The organism is Actinoplanes sp. GCM10030250 (assembly GCF_042666575.1).
Taxonomy (GTDB): Bacteria; Actinomycetota; Actinomycetes; order Mycobacteriales; family Micromonosporaceae; genus Actinoplanes.
Window position 1 is genome coordinate 1 of the sequence record NZ_JBHTDO010000057.1, and the last position, 22,321, is coordinate 22,321.

Below are 22,321 nucleotides of genomic sequence, written 5' to 3' on the forward strand. Positions count from 1 at the left end.
GGCATCGGGCCTGAGGCTGCCGGGCCGTTGTCCGGCGCCGGCGACCGGGGCCCTCGCCACGTTGAAAAAGGCTCAGTCATCTGTGGCAGTCTTCCGGCATGCGTGCCAGCCGCCTCATCTCGCTCCTGCTGCTGTTGCAGGACCGCGGCCGGCTCACCGCCCAGCAGCTCGCCGGTGAGCTCGAGGTCTCCGTCCGCACCGTCTACCGCGACGTCGAGGCCCTGGCCGCCTCGGGCGTCCCGGTCTACGCCGAGCTGGGCGCCGGCGGCGGCTACCAGCTGCTCGACGGCTACCGCACCCGGCTGACCGGCCTCACCCCGCAGGAGGCCGGCTCGATCTTCCTGGCCGGTGTCCCCGACGCGGCCGCCGAGCTGGGTCTCGGCGCCGTCCTCACCACCGCCGAACTGAAGCTTCGCGCCGCCCTCCCGGCCCGCCTCAACCGGCACGTGGACGAGATCCGCGACCGTTTCCACCTCGACGCGGCGGGCTGGTTCCGGGAGACCGAGACCCACCCGCACCTGGCCGCCCTGGCCGGTGCCGTCTGGAACCGCCGCCGCTGCCGGATGCGGTATCAGCGGTGGCGGGTTCCGCGCGAGGTGGACCGGCTGATCGACCCGCTCGGCATCGTCCTCAAGGCCGGCGTCTGGTATTTCGTGGCCCGGGTCGAGGAGGACCTGCGCACCTACCGGGTGGCCACGATCCTCGACCTGGACGTGCTGGACGAGACCTTCGACCGGCCCGGCGACTTCGACCTGGCCGCCACCTGGGCGCAGTGGGCCGCCGACTTCGAGCGCCGCCTGCACCGTGACGTGGCGACGGTCCGGCTCGCACCGGCGGCGCTGGACCGCATCCCCTACCTGATGACCCGGGCGATGGCGCGCAACGTCGACGACCGCCTCGGCCCGCCGGAGGCGGACGGCTGGACCACGGTGACCCTGCCGATCGAGTCGGTCCGGCACGCCCATGCCGAGTTCCTGCGTCTCGGCGCCGACGTCGAGGTCCTGGAGCCGGCCGAGCTGCGCGAGCTGATGCGGACGAGTGCCGCGGCGATGGCGGAGCTCTACGCGCCCGGCTAGGCGAGATCGAATCCGGTCAGCTCCCGGCGGGAGGTCATGCCGAGCTTGGCGAAGACCTTGCGCAGGTGCCACTCGACCGTGCGGGGGCTCAGGAACAGCACCGCCCCGATCTCCGGGTTAGTCCGGCCCGCCGCCGCCAGCCGGGCGATCTGACTTTCCTGCGCCGTCAACTGCTCCTGTCGTACCCCTGAACTGCGCTTTCGCACTGTCTCGCCGGTCGCCGTCAGTTCCCGGCCGGCGCGTTCCGCGTACCCCCGCGCCCCCATCGTCGTGAAAGCGTCATGCGCGGCACGCAGCTGGTCCCGCGCGTCGCCGCGGCGGTTCTCCCGGCGCAACCACTCCCCGTAGAGCAACCGGGCCCGGGCCAGTGGCAACGCCAGCCTGGTCTGCGCCAGCTGCGCGATCGCGTGCTGGTAATCGGCCTCGCCGGAGGCGACGAGGGCCGCCGCCAGCGATGCTGTCCCCCGCGCCCACGCCGTGCCGGCCGCACCGGCCCGCGCGACCAGCCGGTCCCGGGCGCCGGCCGCGATCGCGGTCTCGCCGGAGCGGGCGGCTGCCTCGACGAGTTCGCCGAGCGCCCACTGGGAAACGGCGAGATCGTCGTGCGCAGCCGCGGACTGTGCCGCCTCGAGCGCGGCGTGATAGTTGCCGAGGCCGTTGAACAGCACCGCCTTGCTGTAACCGGCGACGCTGAGCAGCCAGCCCAGGCCGGCGGCCTCGGCGTCCGCGACCAGTTCGCCGATCAGCCGGAGGGCGTCGTCCTGGATGCCCCGGAAGGCGGCCAGGATGATCTCACTGGCCGGATGCAGGGACGGGCCGGTCGCGGACGCCAGTGCGGTCGCCTCGTCGACGAGCCCGGCGGCGTCGGCGAACTGTCCCGCGTAGACGAGCGCGGTCGCGCGGCAGGTCAGCGCCACCGGCAGCAGCGACAGTGTTCCGCTCTCCCGGGCGTAGGTCACGGCCCGCTCGGTCCGCGCCAGGAACCTCTCGTCGTCCCAGGTCTCGTGCAGGAGCAGCCCGGAAAGCCACAGCAGGTCGGCGTCGCGGTCGGTGGTGACCGCCAGCGCTTCGGCGAACAGCGGCACCGCGGCCTTGTACCCGTCGCGCTGCCAGACGATCAGGCTGCCCAGCAGCCGGCCGGCCGGCTCGTCCCCGGGCGGGACCGACGCCGCTGCCGTGACGGCCTGCTGGAGGTCTTCGGTGCCGAGCCGGCCGGCGTTGAGGGCCGCGCCGATCGCTGACAGGTAGGTTTCGCGGGCGGCGGCCGGGTCCAGTTCCTCCAGTTGGCGTGCGGCGTCGAGCAGCGGCGGGACCGCGGCGCGGCCGGAGCTGGTGGCGAAGGCGGCGCGGGCGCGCAGGCGCTGAGCGGCGGCGCGCTGCACGGCGTCCAGCGGGCCGATCTCGGCGGCGGCCAGCAGGCCGGGGACCCGATCGGCGGCGCCGGCGGCGAAGCGGGCGTGGGCGGCGGCGAGGAGCCGGGCGGAGCGGGTACGCGAGTCGAGGGTGAGCTCGGCGGCCCGTTCGAGGAAGGCGGCTGCCGCGGCCCGTCCGCCACGGGCCAGGGCGCGCCCGGCGGACTGTTCGAGTTCGGCGGCGACGTCCTCGTCCGGGCCGACGGCGGCGTGGCCCCGGTGCCAGGCCCGGCGGTCGGGGTCCTGACCGGCGTCCGTGACGTCGGCGAGGGCCCGATGGACCTCCCGCAGCCGCGCGGGATCGGCGGCGTGCAGGGCGGCCGACCGCACGAGGGGGTGCCGGAAACGCACCCGGGCACCGACCTCGATCAGCCCCGCGGCTTCGGCGGCCACGGCAGCGTCGGGTGCGATGCCGAGCCGTCCGGCGGCGCGCCAGAGCAGGGGTACGTCGCCGACCGGCTCGACCGCGGCGGTGAGCAGCAGCAGCCGGCTGTCGTCAGGCAGTCCCGCGATCCTGCGCCGGAAGCCCTCTTCGACGCGCCCGGCGACGGGTGTAGCGGACGGGGTGCCGGCGCCGAAGGCCAGTTCGGCGGGGCTCAGGTCGCGGGGCAGTTCGAGCAGGGCCAGGGGGTTGCCGCGGGTCTCGGCGACGATCCGGTCCCGGACGCGGTCGTCGACCAGGCCCGGCAGCACCGAGTCGAGCAGGGCGCGGGCGTCACCGTCGGGCAGGCCTTCGACGCGCAGTTCCGGCAGGCCGCCGAGGAGGTCCTCGTTGATGCCGCGGGCTCCGAAGATCAGCGCGACTGATTCGGCGTCGAGCCGACGGGCGACGAAGGTGAGGATGACCTCGGACATCCGGTCCAGCCACTGGGCGTCGTCTACCACGCAGACCAGCGGTTTCTCCGAGGCCGCCTCGGCGAGCAGGCCGAGGACGGCCAGGCCGACGATCAGGGCTTCCGGCGGGCGGCCGGAGCTGAGCCCGAACGCGGTGGCGAGCGCGTCGCGCTGCGGTTCGGGGAGGCGGCCGAGGTGGTCGAGCAGCGGGGCGCAGAGCTGCTGGAGCGCCGAGTACGCCAGCTCGGTCTCCGGTTCCACACCGGCGGCCCGGACGACCCGGCCCGCCGGTGCGTGTTCCGCGGCGTAGTCCAGCAGTGCGGTCTTGCCCGTTCCGGGCTCTCCGCGCAGGACCAGCACCCGGCTCTGCCCCGCCCGTACGTCACGCATCAGCCGGTCGAGCGTGTCCCGCTCGCGCCGGCGCCCCCGCAGCTCGATCCTCACGACTCCGGGACGTTACACGGGCTGCAGGGTGCCGCCGGCGAGACGCAGCCGCCGTTCGGCGCCGATCGCGGACAGGAACCGCTCGTCGTGGCTGACGACCACGAAAGCACCCTGGTACGCGGTGAGGGCACTCTCCAGCTGTCCGATACTGACCAGATCGAGGTTGTTCGTCGGCTCGTCGAGCAGCAGCAGGTGCGGTGCCGGTTCGGCGTAGAGCACGCAGGCCAGGGTGGCCCGCAGTCGCTCGCCGCCGGACAACGCGGCGGCCGGCAAATGGGCGCGCGGTCCCCGGAACAGGAACCTGGCGAGCAGGTTCATCCGCTCGGCGTCGGGCAGGTTCGGTGCGAACGCGGCCAGGTTCTCCGCGACAGTGCGATCGTCGTCGAGCAGGTCGAGGCGCTGGGAGAGGTAGGCCGCGTTGCCCGCCCGCAGGATCAGCCGCAGCAGTGTCGACTTGCCGGCACCGTTCGGCCCGGTCAGCGCGATCCGTTCCGGTCCCCGGATGGTCAGCTCGACGCCGTCGCCGGCGAACACCGCCCGCCCGTCGTAGTGCGCCTGCAGGTGCGATCCCTGGAACACGGTCCGCCCGGCGGGCACCCGGGTGGCGGGCAACTCGAGCACGATCCGGTCGTCCTGCCGGGCGGCCCAGCCGGCCTCGTCGGCGCGCACCTGCGCGTCCTGCACCCGGCCGGCGTGGGTGTCCGCGGTCCGGGCCGCCGACACCTGCGCGTTGCGTTTGAGGTTGCCGGCGTGGATGCGGGCCAGTCCCGCGTCGGCCAGGTTGCGGGTGGCGGTCGAGGATCGCCGGGCGGCGCGTTCGCGGGCCTGCTGCATCTCCCGCTTCTGCCGTTTCAGGTCCTGTTCAGCGGTACGCAGGCGCTGCTCGGCGTTCTCCTGCTCGGCGTGGACGGCCTGTTCGTACTCGGTGAAGTTCCCGCCGTACCACCGGATCTCGCCGTGGTCGAGGGCGGCGATGCGGTCCATCTCGTCGAGCAGCTCCCGGTCGTGGCTGACCACCAGCAGGCAGCCGTTCCACGAGCGCAGCACGGCGATCAGCCGGTCGCGGGCGTCACGGTCGAGGTTGTTCGTCGGCTCGTCGAGCAGCAGCACGCCGGGCCGTTTGAGCAGCTGCGCGGCGAGGCCGAGGGAGACCGCCTGACCGCCGCTCAGGGTGCCGAGCCGCCGGTCGAGGGCGACGTCGGCGAGGCCGAGCCGGTCGAGCTCGGCACGGCTGCGCTCCTCGACGTCCCAGTCGTTGCCGACGACCGTGAAATGCTCCTCGGCGACGTCACCGGACTCGATCGCATACAGCGCGGCAACGATCCTGTCGACGCCGAGCACCTGGCCCACGGTCAGGCCGGCGTCCAGCGGCAGGTGCTGCGGCAGATAGCCGAGAACACCGCCGATCGTGACGGTCCCTGAAGCCGGGCTCAGCTCGCCGGCAATCAGCTTGAGCAGCGTCGATTTGCCGGCGCCGTTGGCGGCCACCAGGCCGGTGCGCCCGGCGGGCATGGAAACGCTCAGATCCTGGAAGACCGGGGTGTCATCCGGCCAGGAAAACGACAGACTGGTGCAAACGATAAAAGACATGACAGATCCCAAAAGAATAAAGAAGGGGTACGACGAAACGAGGGATTTTGACGAACGACGTGCCGGGGAAACTCACCCGGAAATGTCGTCGTCACCTGCCATGCCACTCACCCTACCTCGCAATGCCCCGATAACCTCGGGAGTTGATGGCCGCGTCGCCCGACCCCGCAGCGAGCACCCCGGACAGGCTGAGCCCGCAGCACGCCGAGGGTGTTCAGATCGGCGACGGGAACACGCAGCACAACTACTTCGGCCGGCGACGGCCGGTGACCTGGCCACAACGGGTCGGTGTGGTGCCACGCTCCGCACACGGGCGGCAGTCCCGGCCCGCCGACCAGGACCTCGCCGATGCGGGCTCCGGCGGGACGGCGGTGGTCTGCCAGGTGGTGGCCGGGCTGGGCGGGGTCGGCAAGACTCAGCTCGCGGCGAATCTGGCCGAACGTCTCTGGGCCGAGCAGGCGGTCGATCTGCTGCTCTGGGTGACCGCGTCGTCGCGTACCAGCATCCTGTCGGCCTACGCGCTGGCCGCCGGTGAGGTCGCCGGGTTCGACGACCCCGATCCGCAGCAGGCGGCCGTCCGTCTGCTGTCGTGGCTGGCCCGCACCGGCCGGCGGTGGCTGATCGTGCTCGACGACCTGACCGATCCCGCCGATCTGACCGGGCTCTGGCCACCGGACCGGCCGGCCGGGCGCACCGTCGTCACCACCCGGCGCCGCGACGCCGCCCTGCTGGCGGGCCGTCAGCTGGTCGACGTAGGAGTGTTCACACCGGAACAGGCCACCGCGTACCTGACCCGGCTGCTCGGCGACGACCCGGTGCGGCTCGGCGAGGCCGGGGAGCTGGCCACCGAGCTCGGCCACCTGCCCCTGGCACTGGCGCAGGCCGCCGCGTACATGATCGACCAGGATCTCACCTGCGCCGCCTACCGGGACCGGCTGCGCCGCCGGCCGCTGGTCCGGCTACGCCCCGAAGCCCTGCCGGATCAGCAGAGCCGGCCCGTCGCGCGCGCCTGGACGCTGTCCATCGAGGCAGCCGGTGCCACCACCGGCGGCCTGGCACCGGTCCTCCTTCAGCTTGCCGCGATCCTCGATCCCAACGGCATCCCGGTCGAGCTGTTCACCACCCGGACGGTCCTCGACCACTGCGCGGCGGGCCTGCGGCAGCGGGTGGAGCGGGACCGGGTACACGACACGTTGCGGGTCCTGCACCGGCTGAGCCTCGCCGACGTCGACGCACACACCCTCCGCGTGCACGCCCTCGTCCAGCGCGTCACCCGCGACACGACGGCGGAACCGGACCGGCAGCGGCTGGCGTTCACGGCCGCCGACGCGATGGCGAACCTGTGGCCGGACATCGAACGCGACCCGGCGACCAGCCGGCTGGGGCAGCGGCTGCGGGCCGGCACCGCGGCCCTGGCCGAGCACACCGGGCCGCTGCTCTGGCACGGTACCGACGGCGTGCACACCGTGCTGTTCAAGGCCGGTCACAGCCTCGGCGAGATCGGCCTGGTGGCCGCTGCCCGTGACTACTTCACCGCGATGCGGGCGGTCGCGGACGCACAGCTCGGCGCGGATCACCGGGAGACACTCGCGATCCGGCACAACGTCGCACGCTGGCGGGGCGAGGCCGGCGACGCGGCCGGCGCGGTCACCGCGTACGAGCAGCTGCTCGCCGACGCGCTGCGCGTTCTCGGGCCGGACCACCCCTACACGCTGAGCACCCGCGGCAACCTGGCCCGCTGCCGCGGCGAGGCCGGCGATCCCGCCCGTGCGGCCGCCGAGTTCGAGCACCTGCTCACCGACCGCCTGCGCCTGCTCGGGCCGGACCACCCGCACACCCTCACCACCCGCAGCAACCTGGCCCGCTGGCGGGGTACGGCCGGCGACCCGGCCGGCGCGGCCGCCGCCCTCGAACAGCTGCTCACCGACCGGCTGCGGCTCGCCGGGCCGGACCATCCCAGCACGCTGAGCACCCGGCACAACGTAGCGTTCTGGCGGGGTGTGGCCGGCGACCCGGCCGGTGCGGCGGCCGCCCTCGAACAGCTGCTCACCGACCGGCTGCGCGTGCTCGGGCCCGACCATCCCAGCACGCTGAGCACCCGCAACAACCTCGCACACTGGCGAGGCCGGGCCGGTGATCCGGCCGGGGCCGCCGCGGCACTCGACCAGCTGCTGGCCGACCGGCTGCGCGTCCTCGGGCCGGACCATCCGCACACGCTGAACACCAGGGGCCTTCTCGCGCGCTGGCGAGGGGAGGCGGGCGACGCCGCGGGTGCCGCTTCGGCGTACGAGGAACTGCTCGCCGACCGGCTCAGAGTGCTGGGAGCCGAGCACCCCGACACCCGTTCCACCCGGGAGGACGCCGGCTACTGGCGGGAACAGGCGAGACGGCCCGTTTGAGTGGCCGGCCGGCGGCGCCACCCCGCGACCAGCGCACCGGCGAGCAGCAACTCCGCGATGTCCCCGCCGTAGTACATGAGATCGGCACCACCCCGCCGCTCGGCAACCGGCACCGGCAGCTCCACGAACACACCAGCGAACATCAGCTGCGCCAGCACCGAGTGGAACGCGATCGCCACGCCCAGAACCACGAGCCGGACCGGCACCGACGGCCGCCGCGGCGCCGGATCGGGCCCGGCGATCACCCATGCGAACAGGTATCCGGACAGCAGGAAATGCATGTGTACGAGCAGATGCAGATCCGGATCCCGCAACGTCGCCGCATAGAGCGGGGTCAGGAACAGCACCGCCATCCCGCCCACGTTGAGCACCAGCGCCACGTACGGGTTCGCCACGGCGTGGACGGCCGGGTGGCGCAGAAGGCGGCCGACGACACGGGCCGCACCCACCGGCAGGCTGCGCAGGGCGAGCGTGACCGGGGCCCCGAGCACGAGCGCGAGCGGCGCGAACATCCCGATGACCAGGTGCTGCAGCATGTGGGTGCGGAAGTCACCGGCCGGCCACGGCGAGGCCTGCGGCGTGAAACCGGCGAGCAGCAACCCGCAGCCGGTCAGGAACAGCATGGCCCGCGACCACGGCCAGGCCCTGCGGCCGAGCGTGGCGGCGGCCTCGTAGACCACCGCCACGCCGAAGATCAGCAGTGGCAGCAGGCCGCCGCCGGCGGAGTGGACGTGGTTCACCGCCGGTCGGCAGACCCCACGACGGTGGCGCCGCGCTGCAGCAGCCAGCCGGCCGCGATCAGGGCCGCGCCCAGGGCGAGGAAGCCGAGATCCCACCAGATCTGGCCGGGCCCGCTGCGGACGTGGTGAATGCCGAGGATGTGGTGGTCGATGATGCCCTCGACGACGTTGAAGATGCCCCAGCCGGTCAGGATCCAGCCCCACAGGGCGCGGGACCGCCACATCCGGGTCCGGCCGTTGACCACCCGCGAGTAGAGCAGGCCGAGACCGATCAGGACGGACAGCCAGGTGAAGGTGTGGAACAGCCCGTCCCACAGGGTGTTCGTGCGCAGGCCCGGCACGGTGTCCGGCGAGTAGCGCCCGGTCACCAGGTGGTGCCACTGCAGGACCTGGTGCAGCAGGATGCCGTCGAGGAAACCGCCGAGCCCGACGCCGAGCAGGATCCCCGGCAACGCGATGTCGGTGCTCGTGGCCTTCTCATCCACACGTGTCATTTCGCCTCCCGGGTCGCGTGTACCCGTAACGGGCGCAGACATACCCCTGGCCTCCCGCGCGTGGCGGGAGGCCAGGGGCGAAAAGCGGCGGGAGGCCGGCGAGCGAAGAGGTCAGGCGCCGAGGCCGGCGGCCTTGGCCATGTGGTCGGCGTACCAGGCGGGCCACTCCTCGTCGGGGACGCCGCCGAGCTCCTCCTTCTCGTAGACGCCGTGTGCGGTCGCGGCGTCCCGCAGTGCCTGCTCCACCTCGGCGACCGAGCCGTAGACGACGTGGTCGATCCGCCCGGCCAGCCGCTTGGTGACCTCCTGCAGGTAGAACAGGTTGCCGTCGGGGTCGGTGAAGGAGAGGAACGAGCCGTACGTCTGGCGCTGCGGGTGCGGGCCGGGCACGCGGGCCTCGGTGCCGGCGTGGTGGAAGACCCCACCGGCGTCGTGGAAGACCTCGCTCACCTCGACACCGGCGGCGGCCAGCTCCGCGCGGGCCGCGACGATGTCGTCCACGACGAGGTGGACGCCCTTCGACGACCCCGGTTCCGCGTCGGTGACGCCGGACCCGACGAGGATCGACGCCGACGAGCCGGGCGGGGTGAAGTGGACCACCCGGAACCCGCCGGGGCCCGAGTAGTCCACGTCCTCCCGGAAGCCGATCCGCGTGTAGAACTCCTTGGCGCGCTCCACGTCGGCAACCGGCAGAACCACTACCTCGATCTTGAAGTCCACCGAAATCAGCTCCTCATGTCGTTCGGTGGCCCTACTGTGCGCCGGTGCACCCGGGCTTCGCCCCAGGGTGAGTCACTCGCCCACCCCCGTGCGTTGAGCACCAGGGCGCGTATTGGCGAACTGCGCTGATCCGGTCCCCCTCGCGCTTCAACTCCGGGCTAACCTCTTGGCTAAGGAGGGACACCATGCCCGAGACATCCGCACAGTTCAATATTCATGACGCAAAGACGAATCTCTCGCGGATCATCGAACGCGTTGAGCATGGTGAGGAGATCATCATCAGTCGAGCCGGCACCCCGGTCGCGAAGGTGATCCCACTGAACCGCAGGGTCGACAGAGTTGGTCGCGGCTCCCTCGCCGGCCAGCTCGTCATGGCCGAGGACTGGGACTCCCCTGAGGTGAATGAACTCATCGCACGAGACTTCGGCCTCGCATGAGCCTGCTCCTCGACACTCACGTCGTGCTGTGGTGGCTGGCGGACGACCCCACGCTCGCAGCCGAGATCAAGGAAAGACTCGACCACGAACCGGACGTCTACGTCAGCCCTGCGACGATTTGGGAAGTAGCCATCAAGCAGTCGATCGGCAAGCTCGAGAAACCGGCCGATCTACCTGAGCGCATCAGCGACAGCGGCTTCCGGCATCTGAACATCACTGCCGAGCACGGCATCGTCGCCGGTCGGCTTCCGCTCATCCATAGAGATCCGTTCGATCGGATGCTCATCGCCCAAGCTCAGGTAGAGCAGCTGACGCTGGTCACTCGAGACGCGGAGATCGCGAAGTACGACATCCAAACACTGGCCGTCTGACGCACCGGCGACATACCGACGACCAGGACAGTCGCGCACAACATTCACATCGGGATTCCGGGCCTCACCGTGAACAGACGCCGGCGGGGCCACGTGAGGGTGACGCCGCGACAGACCGGCTGAGGGCGCGCCCGGCGAACGCATCGCCCCGGAACGCACCCGAGGAACACGCCACCGACTGCGCCCAGCATGCCGGCCGAACCCGGGCAAACGCAGCCCATAGATCAACATCGCTTGACAATATTCCGGAAACGATTCCAGACTTGCCGCAATCGATCGACATCCATCGAAAGATCGGGGTGTGCCGCCATGGCGGTGACGATCAAGGATGTGGCACGGCTGGCCGGGGTTTCGCAGTCCTCGGTGTGCCGGGCGCTGGCCGATCCCGACCAGGTCCGGCCGGAGACCCGTGAGCGGGTGGAGACGGCCGCGCGCAACCTCGGTTACTACCCGAACCGGGCCGCCCGCAGCCTGATCACCGGCCGCACCGGCAACATCGGCGTGGTCCTGCCGGATCTGGCCAACCCGTTCTTCCCCACCGTGGTCAAGGCGATCCAGACGCAGGCCCGCCTGTTCGACTACGCGGTGTTCCTCAGCGACACCGACGAGGAGTCCTCGGTGGAGGTGCCCCTGATCAAGGCACTCGCCAAGCAGGTCGACGGGTTCCTGCTCTGCTCACCCCGGGCCGGCGACGACGAGCTGAAGGCCTTCGCCAGGCAGACGCCGATGGTGGTGCTGAACCGGCGGGTCACCCCGTTCCCGTCGGTCACCGCCGACAACGCCGACGGGATGCGCCAGGCGATCGCCCATCTGCAGGCGCTCGGGCACCGCCGAGTGGCGTACGTGGGCGGGCCGCGCAACTCCTGGTCCAACCGGGACCGGCTCCGGGGCCTGCGTGCCGCCGCCGCCTCGACCGGCCTGGAACTGATCGAGATCGGCAACACGGCGCCGACCGTCGACGGCGGCATCGCGGCCGCCGACCTGGTCCTCGCCTCCCCCGCCACCGCCGTGGTGGCCTACAACGACCTGGTCGCGCTGGGGCTGATCAACCGCTGCACCGCCCGCGGCGCCGCCGTGCCGGAGCGGATCAGCGTGGTCGGCTTCGACGACATCCTGCTCGCCGGCCTGGTCAGCCCGGGGCTGACCACTGTCGCCATCGCCAAGGAGCAGATCGGCCGCGCCGGCGTGGACCTGCTGCTCGACCTCATGACCAACGGCCACGGCGACGAACGGCCCACTCGCCGGGTGATGCCCACTCAGCTCGTCGTGCGCGGCTCCACCGGCCCGCGCTGACATCCCCTAGGAGCCCACCATGCCTTCCCCCAGCAGACGCCAATTCCTCACTCTCAGTGCCGTCACGGTCACCGCCCCGCTGATGGTGGCGTGCAGCCCGCCGGAATCCGGGGGCACCACCACGACCAGCGGCCCGGTCCCGGACAAGCCCGCCCAGGCGGTGACGCTCAACGTCCTCGACGTCGCCGGCAACCTCCAGCTCACCCAGGGCATGATCGACGACTTCGCCGCGAGAAACACCGATGTGATCAGCAAGGTCACCTACACCAAGGCCACCGCACCGGAACTCGTCGGCAAGGTCAAGGCGCAGCAGGACGCCGGCCGGGTCGACATCGACCTGGTGCTCACCGGCGTCGACGGGCTGGCCGCCGGCATCGACCAGGGACTGTGGACCGCGCTGCTCCCGGTGCACGCGGCCCGGCTCACCGGCATGCAGAACTACCTGCCCGGCGCCGCCGCCATGCAGAAACTCGCCGGCGACCACGGCGTCACCGTCACCTACTACCCGTCCGGCCCGCTGATCGAGTACCTGCCGTCGAAGGTGGCGACACCGCCGAAGACTGCGCAGGCGCTGCTCGACTACGCCAAGGCCAACCCCGGCACGGTCCAGTACGCCCGCCCGTCCAACTCCGGCCCCGGGCGCACGCTGCTGATGGGCCTGCCCTACCTGCTCGGCGACTCCGACCCGAAGGACCCGGTCAACGGCTGGTCCAAGACCTGGGCGTACCTCAAGGAGCTTGACGGTTTCATCACCCTCTACCCGTCCAGCACCAGCGAGACGATGAAGAACCTGGCCAACGGCTCCGCGAAGATCATCGCGTCGACGACCGGCTGGGACATCAACCCGCGGGTGCTGGGCACCGTGCCGAAGGAGGCGCAGGTCGGAACCCTGGAGGGCTTCCACTGGGTCACCGACGCGCACTACGGCGTCGTACCGAACGGCACCTCGGCGGACAAGCAGGCCGCGGTGCTCTCGCTGCTCAACTGGATGCTCACCCCGGAACAGCAGGCGAAGGCGTACGACAAGGGCTACTTCTACCCCGGACCGGCGATCAAGGACGTCCCGCTGTCGATGGCACCCGCCGAGAGCCAGCAGGCGATCAGCGAGTACGGCCGGCCCGAGTACACCAAGCTCATCGCCGACCATCCGCTGGAGGTGCCGCTCGACGCGAAGGCCCTGGTCACGGCGTTCGACCGCTGGGACCGGGAGATCGGCGGCTCGAAGGTGAAGAAGTGACGGATTTCGATCGGCTCCATCTCAGGAACGTCACCCGCCGGTTCACCGGCGCGAACGCCCTGACCGATGTGAACCTGGAGATCCGGCGGGGCGAGTTCATCGCCCTGCTGGGCCCGTCCGGCTGCGGCAAGTCCACCGCCCTGAACTGCCTGGCCGGGCTGCTGCCGCTCACCGAGGGCAGCATCTGGCGCGACGACACGCGGCTGGACACGCTGCCACCGGAGAAACGCGGGTTCGGCATGGTGTTCCAGAACTACGCGCTGTTCCCGCACATGTCCGTACAGAAGAACGTCGCCTTTGGTCTTCAGATGCGCAACGTGCCTCGCGCCGAGGCACGCCGCCGGACCACCGAGGCGATCCGTCTCGTCCACCTGGAGGAGCACGCGCGCAAGCTGCCCGGCCAGCTGTCCGGCGGGCAGCAGCAGCGGGTGGCGATCGCCCGCGCGATCGTCGTCGAGCCGTCGCTGGTGCTGATGGACGAGCCGCTCTCCAACCTCGACGCCAAACTGCGCCTCGAGATGCGCACCGAGATCCGCCGCCTGCACCAGTCCCTCGGACTCACCACCGTCTATGTCACCCACGACCAGGAGGAGGCGTTGTCGCTGGCCGACCGCCTGGTGGTGCTGCGCGATGGCAGCGTTCAGCAGATCGGCAGCCCCGAGGAGGTGCACACCAGGCCGGCAAACCGGCATGTCGCCGATTTCATGGGCTTTCGTAATCTGCTGCCGGGTCGCGCGGTGGGCGCGGCTTTCACGATCAAAGGCTTGGATGTACGCGTGACGGGCACCACTGTCAGTGCGGTTGCCGATGGAGAGGCGGTCATCGCAGCGATCCGTCCCGAGGACATCCGGGTCGGTTCGGGCTCCGAGGTGACCGTCGAGGTCGTCGAATATCAGGGCCGGGAGATCGCGGCCGAGGCCCGGACTCCCGGCGGGCTCGTGCTGCACCTGCGCACCGAGCAGCGGCTCGCTCCCGGCGACAAGGTCCTCGTCGACTTCCCCGCCGACCGGCTGCTGATCTTCCCGGAGGACTCTCCGTGACCGCCACGACCGTCGCGCTGCGGCACCGCCTGGCCGAGCGCGGCGTGGACACCCAGATGCTGCTGCTCGTACCCGCGACGATCTTCGTGGTGGCCCTGTTCATCTACCCGTTCGGCTACGGGCTCGCCGTCTCCCTGCAACCGCGCGAGGGCGGCATGCTCTCGGCGTACCAGGCGTTCTTCACCGACGCCTACCAGCGGGACACGATCATGACCACGCTGCGGATCGCCCTTCCGGCGGCCCTGCTCAACGTGCTCGCCTCGGTGCCGATCGCGTACCGGATGCGTGGTCGTTTCCGCGGTAAGCGGATCTTGACCACCGTGCTGGTCGTGCCCATCACGCTCGGCACCGTGCTCACCGCCGAGGGCCTGCTGAACTTCCTCGGCCCGGCCGGCTGGCTCAACCGCCTCCTGCTCACCACCGGTCTCACCGACGCACCGGTACGCCTCACCAACAACTTCTGGGGTGTCTTCTTCTCCCTGGTCATCACCGGTTTCCCGTTCGCGTTCCTGCTCGTGCTCTCCTACCTGTCCGGCATCGACCCCAGCCTGGAACGGGCCGCCGCGACCCTCGGCGCCGGCTGGCGGCAACGGTTCTTCCGGATCACCCTGCCCCTGCTCGCACCCGGCCTGGCCACCACGTTCTGCCTCACCTTCGTGCTCGCGTTCAGCGTCTTCCCGTCGGCGATCCTGGTCGGCGACCCCACCGGCAGCACCCGGGTCATCTCGATCGCCGCCTACGAGGCCGCCTACGTCCGCTACGACTACGCCGCCGCGTCCGCCACCGCGATCATCATGGGTCTCGTCGAGCTGCTCGTGATCGCCGTCGTCCTGGGCCTGCGCAGCCTGCTCTACACCGGCTCCACCGCGGGAGGCAAAGGATGAGGTCGCGCCGCATGATCGTGGCGAGCCCCGCCGCCTGGCTCGTCTGGGGCGCCGTCGTCGTCTTCTTCATCGGCCTGGCCGGCGTCATCGGGTCGGTAGTGGTCAACTCATTCGGGCTGCGCTGGTTCGACTCGTGGCTGCCCGAGGCTTACACCACCCAGTGGTACGGGCAGGCCTGGGACGAGTTCACCCTGCTCCCCGTCCTCACCGTGACCCTGATCGTCTGCGTGCTGGTCGCCGGGATCTCGGTGGCCGTCGGCGTACCCGCCGCCTACGTCCTGGCCCGCCGCGCCTTTCCCGGCAGCCGGCTGCTCTACCTGCTGTTCCTGCTCCCGATCCTGATGCCGCCGATCACCTACGGCATCCCGCTGGCGACAGTGCTCTACAAGTACGGCCTCGCCGGTCACCTCTCCGGCGTGGTGCTCGCCAACCTCGTACCGTCGATCCCGTTCGTCATCCTCACCATGACGCCCTTCATCGAACAGATCGACCCGGCCATCGAGCGTGCGGCCCGGGTGCACGGAGCCCGTACCCGTCACGTCTTCTCCCGCATCCTCGCGCCGCTGCTCATCCCCGGCATCCTCGCCTCGGTGATCCTCGTGGTGGTCCGCACGGTCGGCATGTTCGAGCTGACGTTCCTGACCGCCGGGCCCGACTCGCAGACCCTGGTGGTGGCGCTGTTCTACTCGATGTCGGCGGCCGGGATCCGGGCACAGCAGTCGGTCGACGCGATGGCCGTCATCTACTGCGTGATGATGCTTACGTTGCTGGTCGTGGCTCTGCGCTTCGTCAACCCGACCCAGTTGGTGGCCCGAGTCAAAGAAGACCCCGAGTGAAGATCGCCGACGCTCGAGTCATCGTCACGTGTCCCGGTCGCAACTTCGTGACGCTCAAGATCGTCACCGACGAGGGCGTGACCGGTGTCGGCGACGCCACCCTCAACGGCCGTGAGCTCGCGGTGGCCGCCTACCTCACCGAACACGTCGTACCCGCCCTGATCGGCCGCGACCCGGCCCGCATCGAGGACACCTGGCAATACCTCTACCGCGGCGCCTACTGGCGGCGCGGCCCGGTGACGATGTCAGCGATCGCCGCCGTCGACACCGCCCTGTGGGACATCAAGGGCAAGGTCGCCGGCCTACCGGTCTACCAGCTGCTGGGCGGCCGATCCCGCTCCGGCGTGACCGTTTATGGTCACGCCAACGCGGTCGACATCGACGCCGTCCTGACCGAGATCTCGCACTACGTCTCCCTGGGCTACCGAGCGGTCCGGGTCCAGACCGGCATCCCCGGCCTCGCATCGACCTACGGCGTAGGCGGCGACCAGACGGTCTACGAACCGGCCGACGCCGCCCTGCCCACCGAGAACGCCTGGTCCACCGAGCACTACCTCGACCACGTCCCCCAGATCTTCGCCCGCGTCCGCGACGAGTTCGGCCCCACCCTGCGCCTGCTCCACGACGTGCACCACCGGCTCACCCCGATCGAGGCCGCCCGGCTCGGCAAGAGCCTGGAGCCCTATCACCTGACCTGGATCGAGGACCCGGTCCCCGCCGAACTCCAGGAGGGCTTCCGCCTGATCCGGCAGCACACCACCACCCCGATCGCGGTCGGCGAGGTCTTCAACACCATCTGGGACTGCCAGGAACTGATCACCTCCCAGCTGATCGACTACATCCGCGCCACCGTCGTACACGCCGGCGGCATCACCCACCTGCGGCGCATCTTCGACCTGGCGGCGCTCTACCACGTACGCAGCGGCTCCCACGGCGCCACCGACCTCTCCCCGGTCTGCATGGCCGCCGCCCTGCACGTCGACATCTCCATCCCCAACTTCGGCCTCCAGGAATACATGCGCCACACCCCCGAAACCGACGCCGTCTTCCCCCACACCTACCGCTTCGCCGACGGCTACCTGCATCCGGGCGAGGGTCCCGGCCTGGGCGTGGACATCAACGAGGAGCTGGCCGCGCGATACCCCTATCGCCCGGCGTCGCTGCCGGTGAACCGCCTCCAGGACGGCACCATGCACAGCTGGTGACCCGCGCTCGACTCGCATCGGCCAGAAGTACGGTTCCCGGTTCCGACCATCGACCGTGCCGCACCAGCCCGCGCTCCGATGATTTCCGCCGGTCCGGCCGCGACGATTTCCTGGTGGCCAGACAGAACCTCATCCCCGCCGGACTGCTCCTGCTCAGCGCCATCCCGGTGGTGGCCGGCAGCCTGCGCCTGACCGAGCTGGCCGGCGGCGCATCGACGCTGCCGGACAGCGACCGCATCACCTCGCTGCCGGTCCCGGTGGCGATACACATCATCAGCGTCACCGTCTTCAGCATCCTCGGCGCGTTCCAGTTCGCCCCCAGCTTCCGCCGGCGCCGCCGCGGATGGCATCGCGCCGCGGGCCGTGTCGTGCTCCCCTGCGGCATCGTCGCTGCCCTCAGCGGCCTGTGGCTGACCCTCTTCCTACCCCGCTCACCGGCCGACAGCGCACTGCTCGCGGTCATCCGGGTGGCGGTGGCCGCTGCCATGGTGACGTTCCTGGTCCTCGGCTACCGTGCCGTACGGCGCCGCGAGTTCACCCGGCACCGCGCCTGGATGATCCGCGGCTACGCGATCGGCCTGGGTGCGGGCACGCAGGCCTTCACCCAGGCACCGTGGCTGATCCTGATCGGTACGCTGACGCCGGCGGGCAAGGTCGTCACCCTGACCGCCGGCTGGCTCATCAACATTCTCGCCGCCGAATGGATCATCCGCCGCGGCCGGACGGGCAGGGTCGCTCGCAGGCTGCCCGGCCTCGAGCCGGCTCCCAGCGCTGCTCCACGGCCGCCGAGACAACCCTGACGCCCAGCTGGATCACCGCGGCTGGCTCCTGGGGTTGCCTCACGCCCGCCGAAGCAACCCTAGCGACCAGCTGGATCCCCGGCCTCCGGCTCAGGCGTCCGGCTCCCTGATGACGGCTCGCGCAATGTCGGGGGCCACCTCGACCAGCCCGTGCAGCGGGACTGTCCACTCGCCCAGCGCGAAGGCCTCCGCCAGGATCTGCCGCGCGCGGATCGGCCGCTTGCCGCGGGCCAGGCCGATTGCCAGGTCGGTCAGGGCCTGAGCCTTGCTCACGGGGCTGGTGATCCGGTCGACGACCGTCAGCGCGTTGTCGGGGCGCCCGCCGTCCCCCGCCATCACCGCGACCACCCGGGCCAGCGCGTCGTCCCGGTCAGCGGACGCACCCCGCATCAGAACGTTCCAGCGGGCGCGGGACGGGTCGTGCAGCGCGATCGCGCCGGCGACCCGCAGCGCGGCGTCGCGGTCGCCGGCCTCGGCCAGCCGCTGGGCGAGGTAGGCAAGCACGCCGGGCGGCGGCTCGGTGTCCTCGTTCACCAGCCACTCGGCCCGGTCGGGCAGGCCGAGCCGCAGGTAGGCGTCGATGCCGAGCACCACCGGCTCGGGCCACATGAACGCGGAGTCGTCACCGCCGGACCGCGCCACGTCCAGCGCGGCCTCGACCATCCGGGCGACCATGGCCGGATCACCGATCGCGGCCCACGCGGTGATCAACCGGCTGTACACCATGCACGCTTCCCACGGGTGGGTCAGCGAGCTGCCGATGCTCTCGCCGGTTCGTGCGTGACCGGCGCTGGTCGCCGGAGTGAACGCCCCGTTGTCGATGGCGCGCGCCGCCAACTCGGCGTGGAAGACGGCTCGCTGCCACGGCCGCGGCAATCGGCGCTCCAGCACCGCGACCGTCGAGGGCCGGGACGTCGCTACCGCCGCGGCGGCCAGCGCGGCCGCGGTCTCGGCGAGCTGGACATGCTCAGCCCGCGGGAGCATGGCCACGGCAGCCTCGATCAGCTCGACGGCAAAGCTGTCGTCGCCCGCCCTCCGATAGCCCTCGGCAACCAATGCCAGAGCGGCGGCGCGTTCGTCGGGCTCGGCCGCCCGGCTCGCCGTACGGGTGGCCGGCGCCAGAGTGGCACGGTCAGCGGCGAAGATGCGGGTGACCTCCTGCAGTGCCTCACCCTGCACCTCCTCGGCCAGCCGCGCCGCCGGCTCGTTGCCCTTCGGCGCGGCCAGGACCGCGATGCTGCCCAGGGTGTCGCCACGGGTCTCGTCGTCGCCTATGCGCCGGGCCAGCTTCTCCGCCTCCGCGAAGTCGCCGAGCTCGGCGTAGGTGACCGCGACCAGTTCCAGATCCGCGTTCTCACGGTCGGGATCGATTGTCGACCGCGACGAGGTCTCGGCCATCGCCGCGACCCGGGCGGCCTCGTCGAGATCGCCGGCCGCGACGAGAATTCCGGCCGCGCGGGCGAGGATCTCACCCGCCTGGTCGAGATCGAACGGGTCGGCCTGGTCGGGGTCGAAGTCGGGCTCGTCCACATCGAACTCGGTGCCGGTCAGCCGCCGGGTCACCGCGAACCGCGCCGCTCGCCGGGCGGCCTGCGGCCGGTCCTGCCCGACGACGGTTTCGCCCAGCGTGAGGGCGGCCTCGGCCTGTTCGACCGGGTCGTCGAGCAGATTGATGGCGTCCATGGTGGCGTCCTCCCACCCGCCGCGGGCGATGGCGTGGACCACCGCGATCAGCTGGTCCTTCGGCACCCGGCGCAGGCGGCGCTGGACGAGGGCGCGATCGCCGGTGCGTGCCACGACGATCGCGAGCGGGACGGACGCTTTCGGACCGGCCTGGACGGCGAGGTCCTCGGCCAGCTTGATCAGGTCAAGGCCGCTGTGGTCGCCGGCAGCCACCCGGTCCGCCCCGATCCGGGCGATCGTACGCACCCGGGCGACCGCGGGCAGGTTCCTGGCGATCTCCATGGCTTTGACGGGTTCGCCGGCGGCAGCCATGAGGTCGCAGACCGTCTCCAGCTGGTTCAGCCGGGTGCCCAGTCGTACCGCCTGGTCGTACGCCCGGTTGCCGACGTAGATCTCCAGGACCGGGCGGGCCCCGGCGGCCGGGTCGTCCATGCGCAGGAGCATGTGCTCGGCGTCGCCGTACCGGCCGGTGCGGGCACGGCACCGGGCCAGTGTCGCCGAAACGCTCCCGTTCACCCGGGGTTCGTCGTCAGCCAGCGCCAGCAGAAGGCGCTCGTCCAGCGCACTCAGCGGGCGGCCGCCCGCGTCGGCGACAGCAAGCCGGCCGAACGCACGACCGCCCTCGTCACCGATAGCGGTGACCGCCACCTCGGCCTCGGTCATCCGGCCCGCATGGGCCAGCGTGCCGGCGACTTCGCACAGTGCGGCGTCGCGCAGAGCCGGATTCCCGATCGAGCGGGCGAACGCGAGACCCCGCTCCCGGACGTACGCCAGCAGCACGTCGATGCCGTCCTCGGACTCGCTGAGCGCGAAGCCGACGATGTCGTCGGCCTCCTCCGGGTAACCCTGCTCGAGGGTCTTCACGGCCACCGCCAGCAGCGCAGCGCCGCGCTGCGGCTCCTCCATCTGCACGGCCATGAAGGACGCCACATCAACGCGGTGCACGGAAAGCAGGGCGGAGACGATCGACTGCTGAAGGGCGGTGCGCTGCGGACTCGGCTCGAGCGCGCCGACCAGGGCGAAGGCCCGCTCCGGCGATCCCAGCATGACCCACACGGCCGGCAGCGCCGGTGGCATGTGCAGGTTGGGCGCGGTCAGCTCCCAGCGCAGTTTCGCCAGCTGGGCGGCGGCGGCGAGATCGGGCTCCTTCTCCCGGGTCCAGCGCACCTGAGCGGCGGTGATCTCCCCCAGCGCCGGCCCGTCGCCGCCGAGGCGCTGCCGCATCCGGGCGTGGCGGTCCGGATCGAGCGCGAGGGTGGTCAGCAGGGTGGTCTCGCCGTTGTCGGCCAGCAGCTTGCCGTAACGGGCGAGCAGGAAGAACGGGGTGTCCGCCGGCCAGCGACGCGCGCCGTAGCGCGCCGACCACCGGTCGATTCGCGTTCGGTAGCTGCCGATCATCGCGCCACCCAGGGCCTCGCTGGCCTGTTCCCGGAGCGACTCGTGACCGAAGACGAAGCCGGCGCCGCCGTCCGGGAACGGCGTCACCACAAGCGTCCGGCCACCGACATTCACGACGGTTTCGCGGACGATGTGAGCGGTTTTTCCGGTGAGCTCGGCAACCTCGTCGATGCTGATGCCGCCCTCCGACGCGACCGCGAAACCCAGCACGTCCTGCGCGAGAGAATCGCTGCGCAGCAGCGTGTCGAGTTCCAGCCGCGCCTCGCGGTGAAGCCTCGCGGCCCGCGCCGAACCGGGCAACCGGCGCACTCGGCACGTCAGCGCCGGATGGTCGGTGACGTCGACCGGGAGGTCGAGCTGGTGACGACCGGCCAGCACCACCCGCAGCGCCGGATGCGGCTCGGCCGGCAGCAGCGTGAGAATGCTCGGCAGCAGCGTGGCCCGGTTGCGGCTCTGATCCTCGTCGATGCCGTCGACCACCAGCACCATCCGGCGCCCTTTCGCGTGCGCCTGATCGAGCGCCCGCCTCAGGAGTTCGGCCCGTTCCAAATGCAAGAGCGCTGGATCCCGTACGCCGGACGCAGTGGACTCCAGGTGAGTGGTCAGTTGGGCGTGCAGGGTCAGTTCGAACGCCGCGCTGTCGTTCCAGTAGGACTGGCCCGCCCGGACGAAGAAGTGCAGCATGTCGACGCCGGCCGGCGGCTCGAGCACGAAAGTCGCGAGCAGCGCTGTCTTACCCGACCAAGGTTCGCCCTGCCACCACACGTAGGACTCGTCGCCGAAGCAGAACGCGTGCAGCTCGGCCAGCTCGGCGGCACGATCCTCCAAAGTCGCCGGTGCCAGCTCACGGACGTGCTCGAGCAGCGCCTCCGGCGGTAGGACGACACCACCGGCACCGAAGTTGTTGATCTGGACGTTGTGGTCGCCCAGCTGAACGCCGCGGCTGTCGTGAACGCTCATCCGGCCGGCGACAATTCGCCAAGATCAATCACAGTCACCATCCCGATACGTTGAGCTACCACCAGATATAACAGGGTGCTCGAACACCATCACTCCTACGAATGGCTCCGAAGCGACCACGACGAGCCACACGCGACCACAACCGGCCTGCACCGGCGCCGGCGCGAACTGTTTGATGGGTGTCGGGGGACGAGTCGTTGTCCGGATGCGTGACGCCGGGTCGCTACGGTTGAACGAGCGGCGTCACCGGCGCCCGGAACGCATCCCCGCTTCACTGATCCGGCGGCGCCGGAGTTCGCGGGACGGCCGCGGCGCGCGCGGAAGCCCGCTGTCCGCTGGGACGACGAGCAGGACAGCTTTCCCGACGGAGGTCCGCTGCGGTCCCCGTTCACCGTCGGCCCGCCCCGGCATCCAGCTGGCTCCCAGGGCCGCCTCAACGGCCGAAAAGCAACCCTCACCACCAGCCGG

General features: G+C 71.1%; 17 protein-coding genes. 11 read left to right on the top strand and 6 right to left on the bottom strand.

Going from position 1 to position 22,321, the window contains the following annotated elements; translation table 11 throughout:
* The first annotated feature begins 98 nt into the window (after positions 1-98).
* Positions 99-1,076, top strand: coding sequence for a helix-turn-helix transcriptional regulator (locus ACFQV6_RS41725; RefSeq protein WP_378033269.1), 978 nt, complete (start codon positions 99-101; stop codon positions 1,074-1,076).
* On the opposite strand, the gene ACFQV6_RS41730 is transcribed toward ACFQV6_RS41725, so the two are convergent.
* On the bottom strand, positions 1,073-3,766 hold the full coding sequence (locus tag ACFQV6_RS41730) for an AAA family ATPase (RefSeq protein ID WP_378033270.1): 2,694 nt from the start codon (positions 3,764-3,766) through the stop codon (positions 1,073-1,075). The two genes, ACFQV6_RS41725 and ACFQV6_RS41730, sit on opposite strands and share 4 nt — an antisense overlap.
* A gap of 12 nt (positions 3,767-3,778) precedes the next feature.
* Positions 3,779-5,356, bottom strand: a complete 1,578-nt coding sequence (locus tag ACFQV6_RS41735) for an ABC-F family ATP-binding cassette domain-containing protein (RefSeq protein ID WP_378033271.1) — start codon at positions 5,354-5,356, stop codon at positions 3,779-3,781.
* A gap of 146 nt (positions 5,357-5,502) precedes the next feature.
* On the opposite strand from ACFQV6_RS41735, the gene ACFQV6_RS41740 reads away from it, so the two are divergent.
* Positions 5,503-7,755, top strand: coding sequence for a tetratricopeptide repeat protein (locus ACFQV6_RS41740; protein WP_378033272.1), 2,253 nt, complete (start codon positions 5,503-5,505; stop codon positions 7,753-7,755).
* Here ACFQV6_RS41740 and ACFQV6_RS41745 read toward each other — a convergent pair.
* The 3 genes from ACFQV6_RS41745 to ACFQV6_RS41755 all read right to left on the bottom strand — a co-directional run bounded on the left by ACFQV6_RS41745 (position 7,722) and on the right by ACFQV6_RS41755 (position 9,709).
* Entirely contained in the window at positions 7,722-8,495 is a 774-nt protein-coding gene (locus ACFQV6_RS41745; RefSeq protein WP_378033273.1) for a cytochrome c oxidase assembly protein, read from the bottom strand. The two genes, ACFQV6_RS41740 and ACFQV6_RS41745, sit on opposite strands and share 34 nt — an antisense overlap.
* The gene (locus ACFQV6_RS41750) at positions 8,492-8,989 is read right to left on the bottom strand and encodes a DUF2243 domain-containing protein (protein WP_378033274.1); all 498 of its coding nucleotides are present in this window, start codon (positions 8,987-8,989) and stop codon (positions 8,492-8,494) included. The genes ACFQV6_RS41745 and ACFQV6_RS41750 overlap by 4 nt, the downstream gene beginning before the upstream one ends.
* A gap of 111 nt (positions 8,990-9,100) precedes the next feature.
* On the bottom strand, positions 9,101-9,709 hold the full coding sequence (locus tag ACFQV6_RS41755) for a VOC family protein (RefSeq protein WP_378033275.1): 609 nt from the start codon (positions 9,707-9,709) through the stop codon (positions 9,101-9,103).
* Positions 9,710-9,894: 185 nt separating this feature from the next.
* Here ACFQV6_RS41755 and ACFQV6_RS41760 point away from each other — a divergent pair, with 185 nt between their 5' ends.
* The 9 genes from ACFQV6_RS41760 to ACFQV6_RS41800 all read left to right on the top strand — a co-directional run bounded on the left by ACFQV6_RS41760 (position 9,895) and on the right by ACFQV6_RS41800 (position 17,812).
* Complete coding sequence (locus tag ACFQV6_RS41760) at positions 9,895-10,146, top strand: type II toxin-antitoxin system Phd/YefM family antitoxin (RefSeq protein WP_378033276.1); 252 nt, start codon at positions 9,895-9,897, stop codon at positions 10,144-10,146.
* On the top strand, positions 10,143-10,517 hold the full coding sequence (locus ACFQV6_RS41765) for a type II toxin-antitoxin system VapC family toxin (protein ID WP_378033277.1): 375 nt from the start codon (positions 10,143-10,145) through the stop codon (positions 10,515-10,517). The genes ACFQV6_RS41760 and ACFQV6_RS41765 overlap by 4 nt, the downstream gene beginning before the upstream one ends.
* A 309-nt stretch (positions 10,518-10,826) precedes the next feature.
* Positions 10,827-11,810 carry a LacI family DNA-binding transcriptional regulator gene (locus ACFQV6_RS41770; RefSeq protein WP_378033278.1) on the top strand — a complete coding sequence of 328 codons (984 nt, stop codon included), beginning with the start codon at positions 10,827-10,829 and terminating at the stop codon, positions 11,808-11,810.
* 19 nt (positions 11,811-11,829) lie between these two features.
* Positions 11,830-13,047, top strand: coding sequence for an extracellular solute-binding protein (locus ACFQV6_RS41775; protein WP_378033279.1), 1,218 nt, complete (start codon positions 11,830-11,832; stop codon positions 13,045-13,047).
* Positions 13,044-14,087 (top strand): ABC transporter ATP-binding protein, encoded by a 1,044-nt coding sequence (locus ACFQV6_RS41780; RefSeq protein WP_378033280.1) that lies wholly within the window; start codon positions 13,044-13,046, stop codon positions 14,085-14,087. The genes ACFQV6_RS41775 and ACFQV6_RS41780 overlap by 4 nt, the downstream gene beginning before the upstream one ends.
* A complete protein-coding gene (locus ACFQV6_RS41785; protein WP_378033281.1) occupies positions 14,084-14,971 on the top strand; it encodes an ABC transporter permease in 888 nt (295 codons plus the stop codon). Before ACFQV6_RS41780 ends, ACFQV6_RS41785 begins: the two co-directional genes overlap by 4 nt.
* A complete protein-coding gene (locus ACFQV6_RS41790; protein ID WP_378033282.1) occupies positions 14,968-15,807 on the top strand; it encodes an ABC transporter permease in 840 nt (279 codons plus the stop codon). Before ACFQV6_RS41785 ends, ACFQV6_RS41790 begins: the two co-directional genes overlap by 4 nt.
* On the top strand, positions 15,804-17,012 hold the full coding sequence (gene manD, locus ACFQV6_RS41795) for a D-mannonate dehydratase ManD (RefSeq protein WP_378033283.1): 1,209 nt from the start codon (positions 15,804-15,806) through the stop codon (positions 17,010-17,012). The genes ACFQV6_RS41790 and manD overlap by 4 nt, the downstream gene beginning before the upstream one ends.
* Positions 17,013-17,125: 113 nt before the next feature.
* Positions 17,126-17,812 (top strand): DUF2306 domain-containing protein, encoded by a 687-nt coding sequence (locus ACFQV6_RS41800; protein WP_378033284.1) that lies wholly within the window; start codon positions 17,126-17,128, stop codon positions 17,810-17,812.
* A gap of 90 nt (positions 17,813-17,902) precedes the next feature.
* Here the strand turns inward: ACFQV6_RS41800 and ACFQV6_RS41805 are convergent, their stop codons facing one another.
* Positions 17,903-21,853 carry a hypothetical protein gene (locus tag ACFQV6_RS41805; RefSeq protein WP_378033285.1) on the bottom strand — a complete coding sequence of 1,317 codons (3,951 nt, stop codon included), beginning with the start codon at positions 21,851-21,853 and terminating at the stop codon, positions 17,903-17,905.
* Between the last annotated feature and the right edge of the window lie 468 nt (positions 21,854-22,321).

Coding starts and splice junctions, on each gene's coding strand:
- ACFQV6_RS41725 (WP_378033269.1), top strand. CDS start 99: ATGCGTGCCAGCCGCCTCATCTCGCTCCTGCTGCTGTTGCAGGACCGC.
- ACFQV6_RS41735 (WP_378033271.1), bottom strand. CDS start 5,356: ATGTCTTTTATCGTTTGCACCAGTCTGTCGTTTTCCTGGCCGGATGAC.
- ACFQV6_RS41740 (WP_378033272.1), top strand. CDS start 5,503: ATGGCCGCGTCGCCCGACCCCGCAGCGAGCACCCCGGACAGGCTGAGC.
- ACFQV6_RS41750 (WP_378033274.1), bottom strand. CDS start 8,989: ATGACACGTGTGGATGAGAAGGCCACGAGCACCGACATCGCGTTGCCG.
- ACFQV6_RS41760 (WP_378033276.1), top strand. CDS start 9,895: ATGCCCGAGACATCCGCACAGTTCAATATTCATGACGCAAAGACGAAT.
- ACFQV6_RS41765 (WP_378033277.1), top strand. CDS start 10,143: ATGAGCCTGCTCCTCGACACTCACGTCGTGCTGTGGTGGCTGGCGGAC.
- ACFQV6_RS41770 (WP_378033278.1), top strand. CDS start 10,827: ATGGCGGTGACGATCAAGGATGTGGCACGGCTGGCCGGGGTTTCGCAG.
- ACFQV6_RS41775 (WP_378033279.1), top strand. CDS start 11,830: ATGCCTTCCCCCAGCAGACGCCAATTCCTCACTCTCAGTGCCGTCACG.
- ACFQV6_RS41790 (WP_378033282.1), top strand. CDS start 14,968: ATGAGGTCGCGCCGCATGATCGTGGCGAGCCCCGCCGCCTGGCTCGTC.
- ACFQV6_RS41805 (WP_378033285.1), bottom strand. CDS start 21,853: ATGAGCGTTCACGACAGCCGCGGCGTTCAGCTGGGCGACCACAACGTC.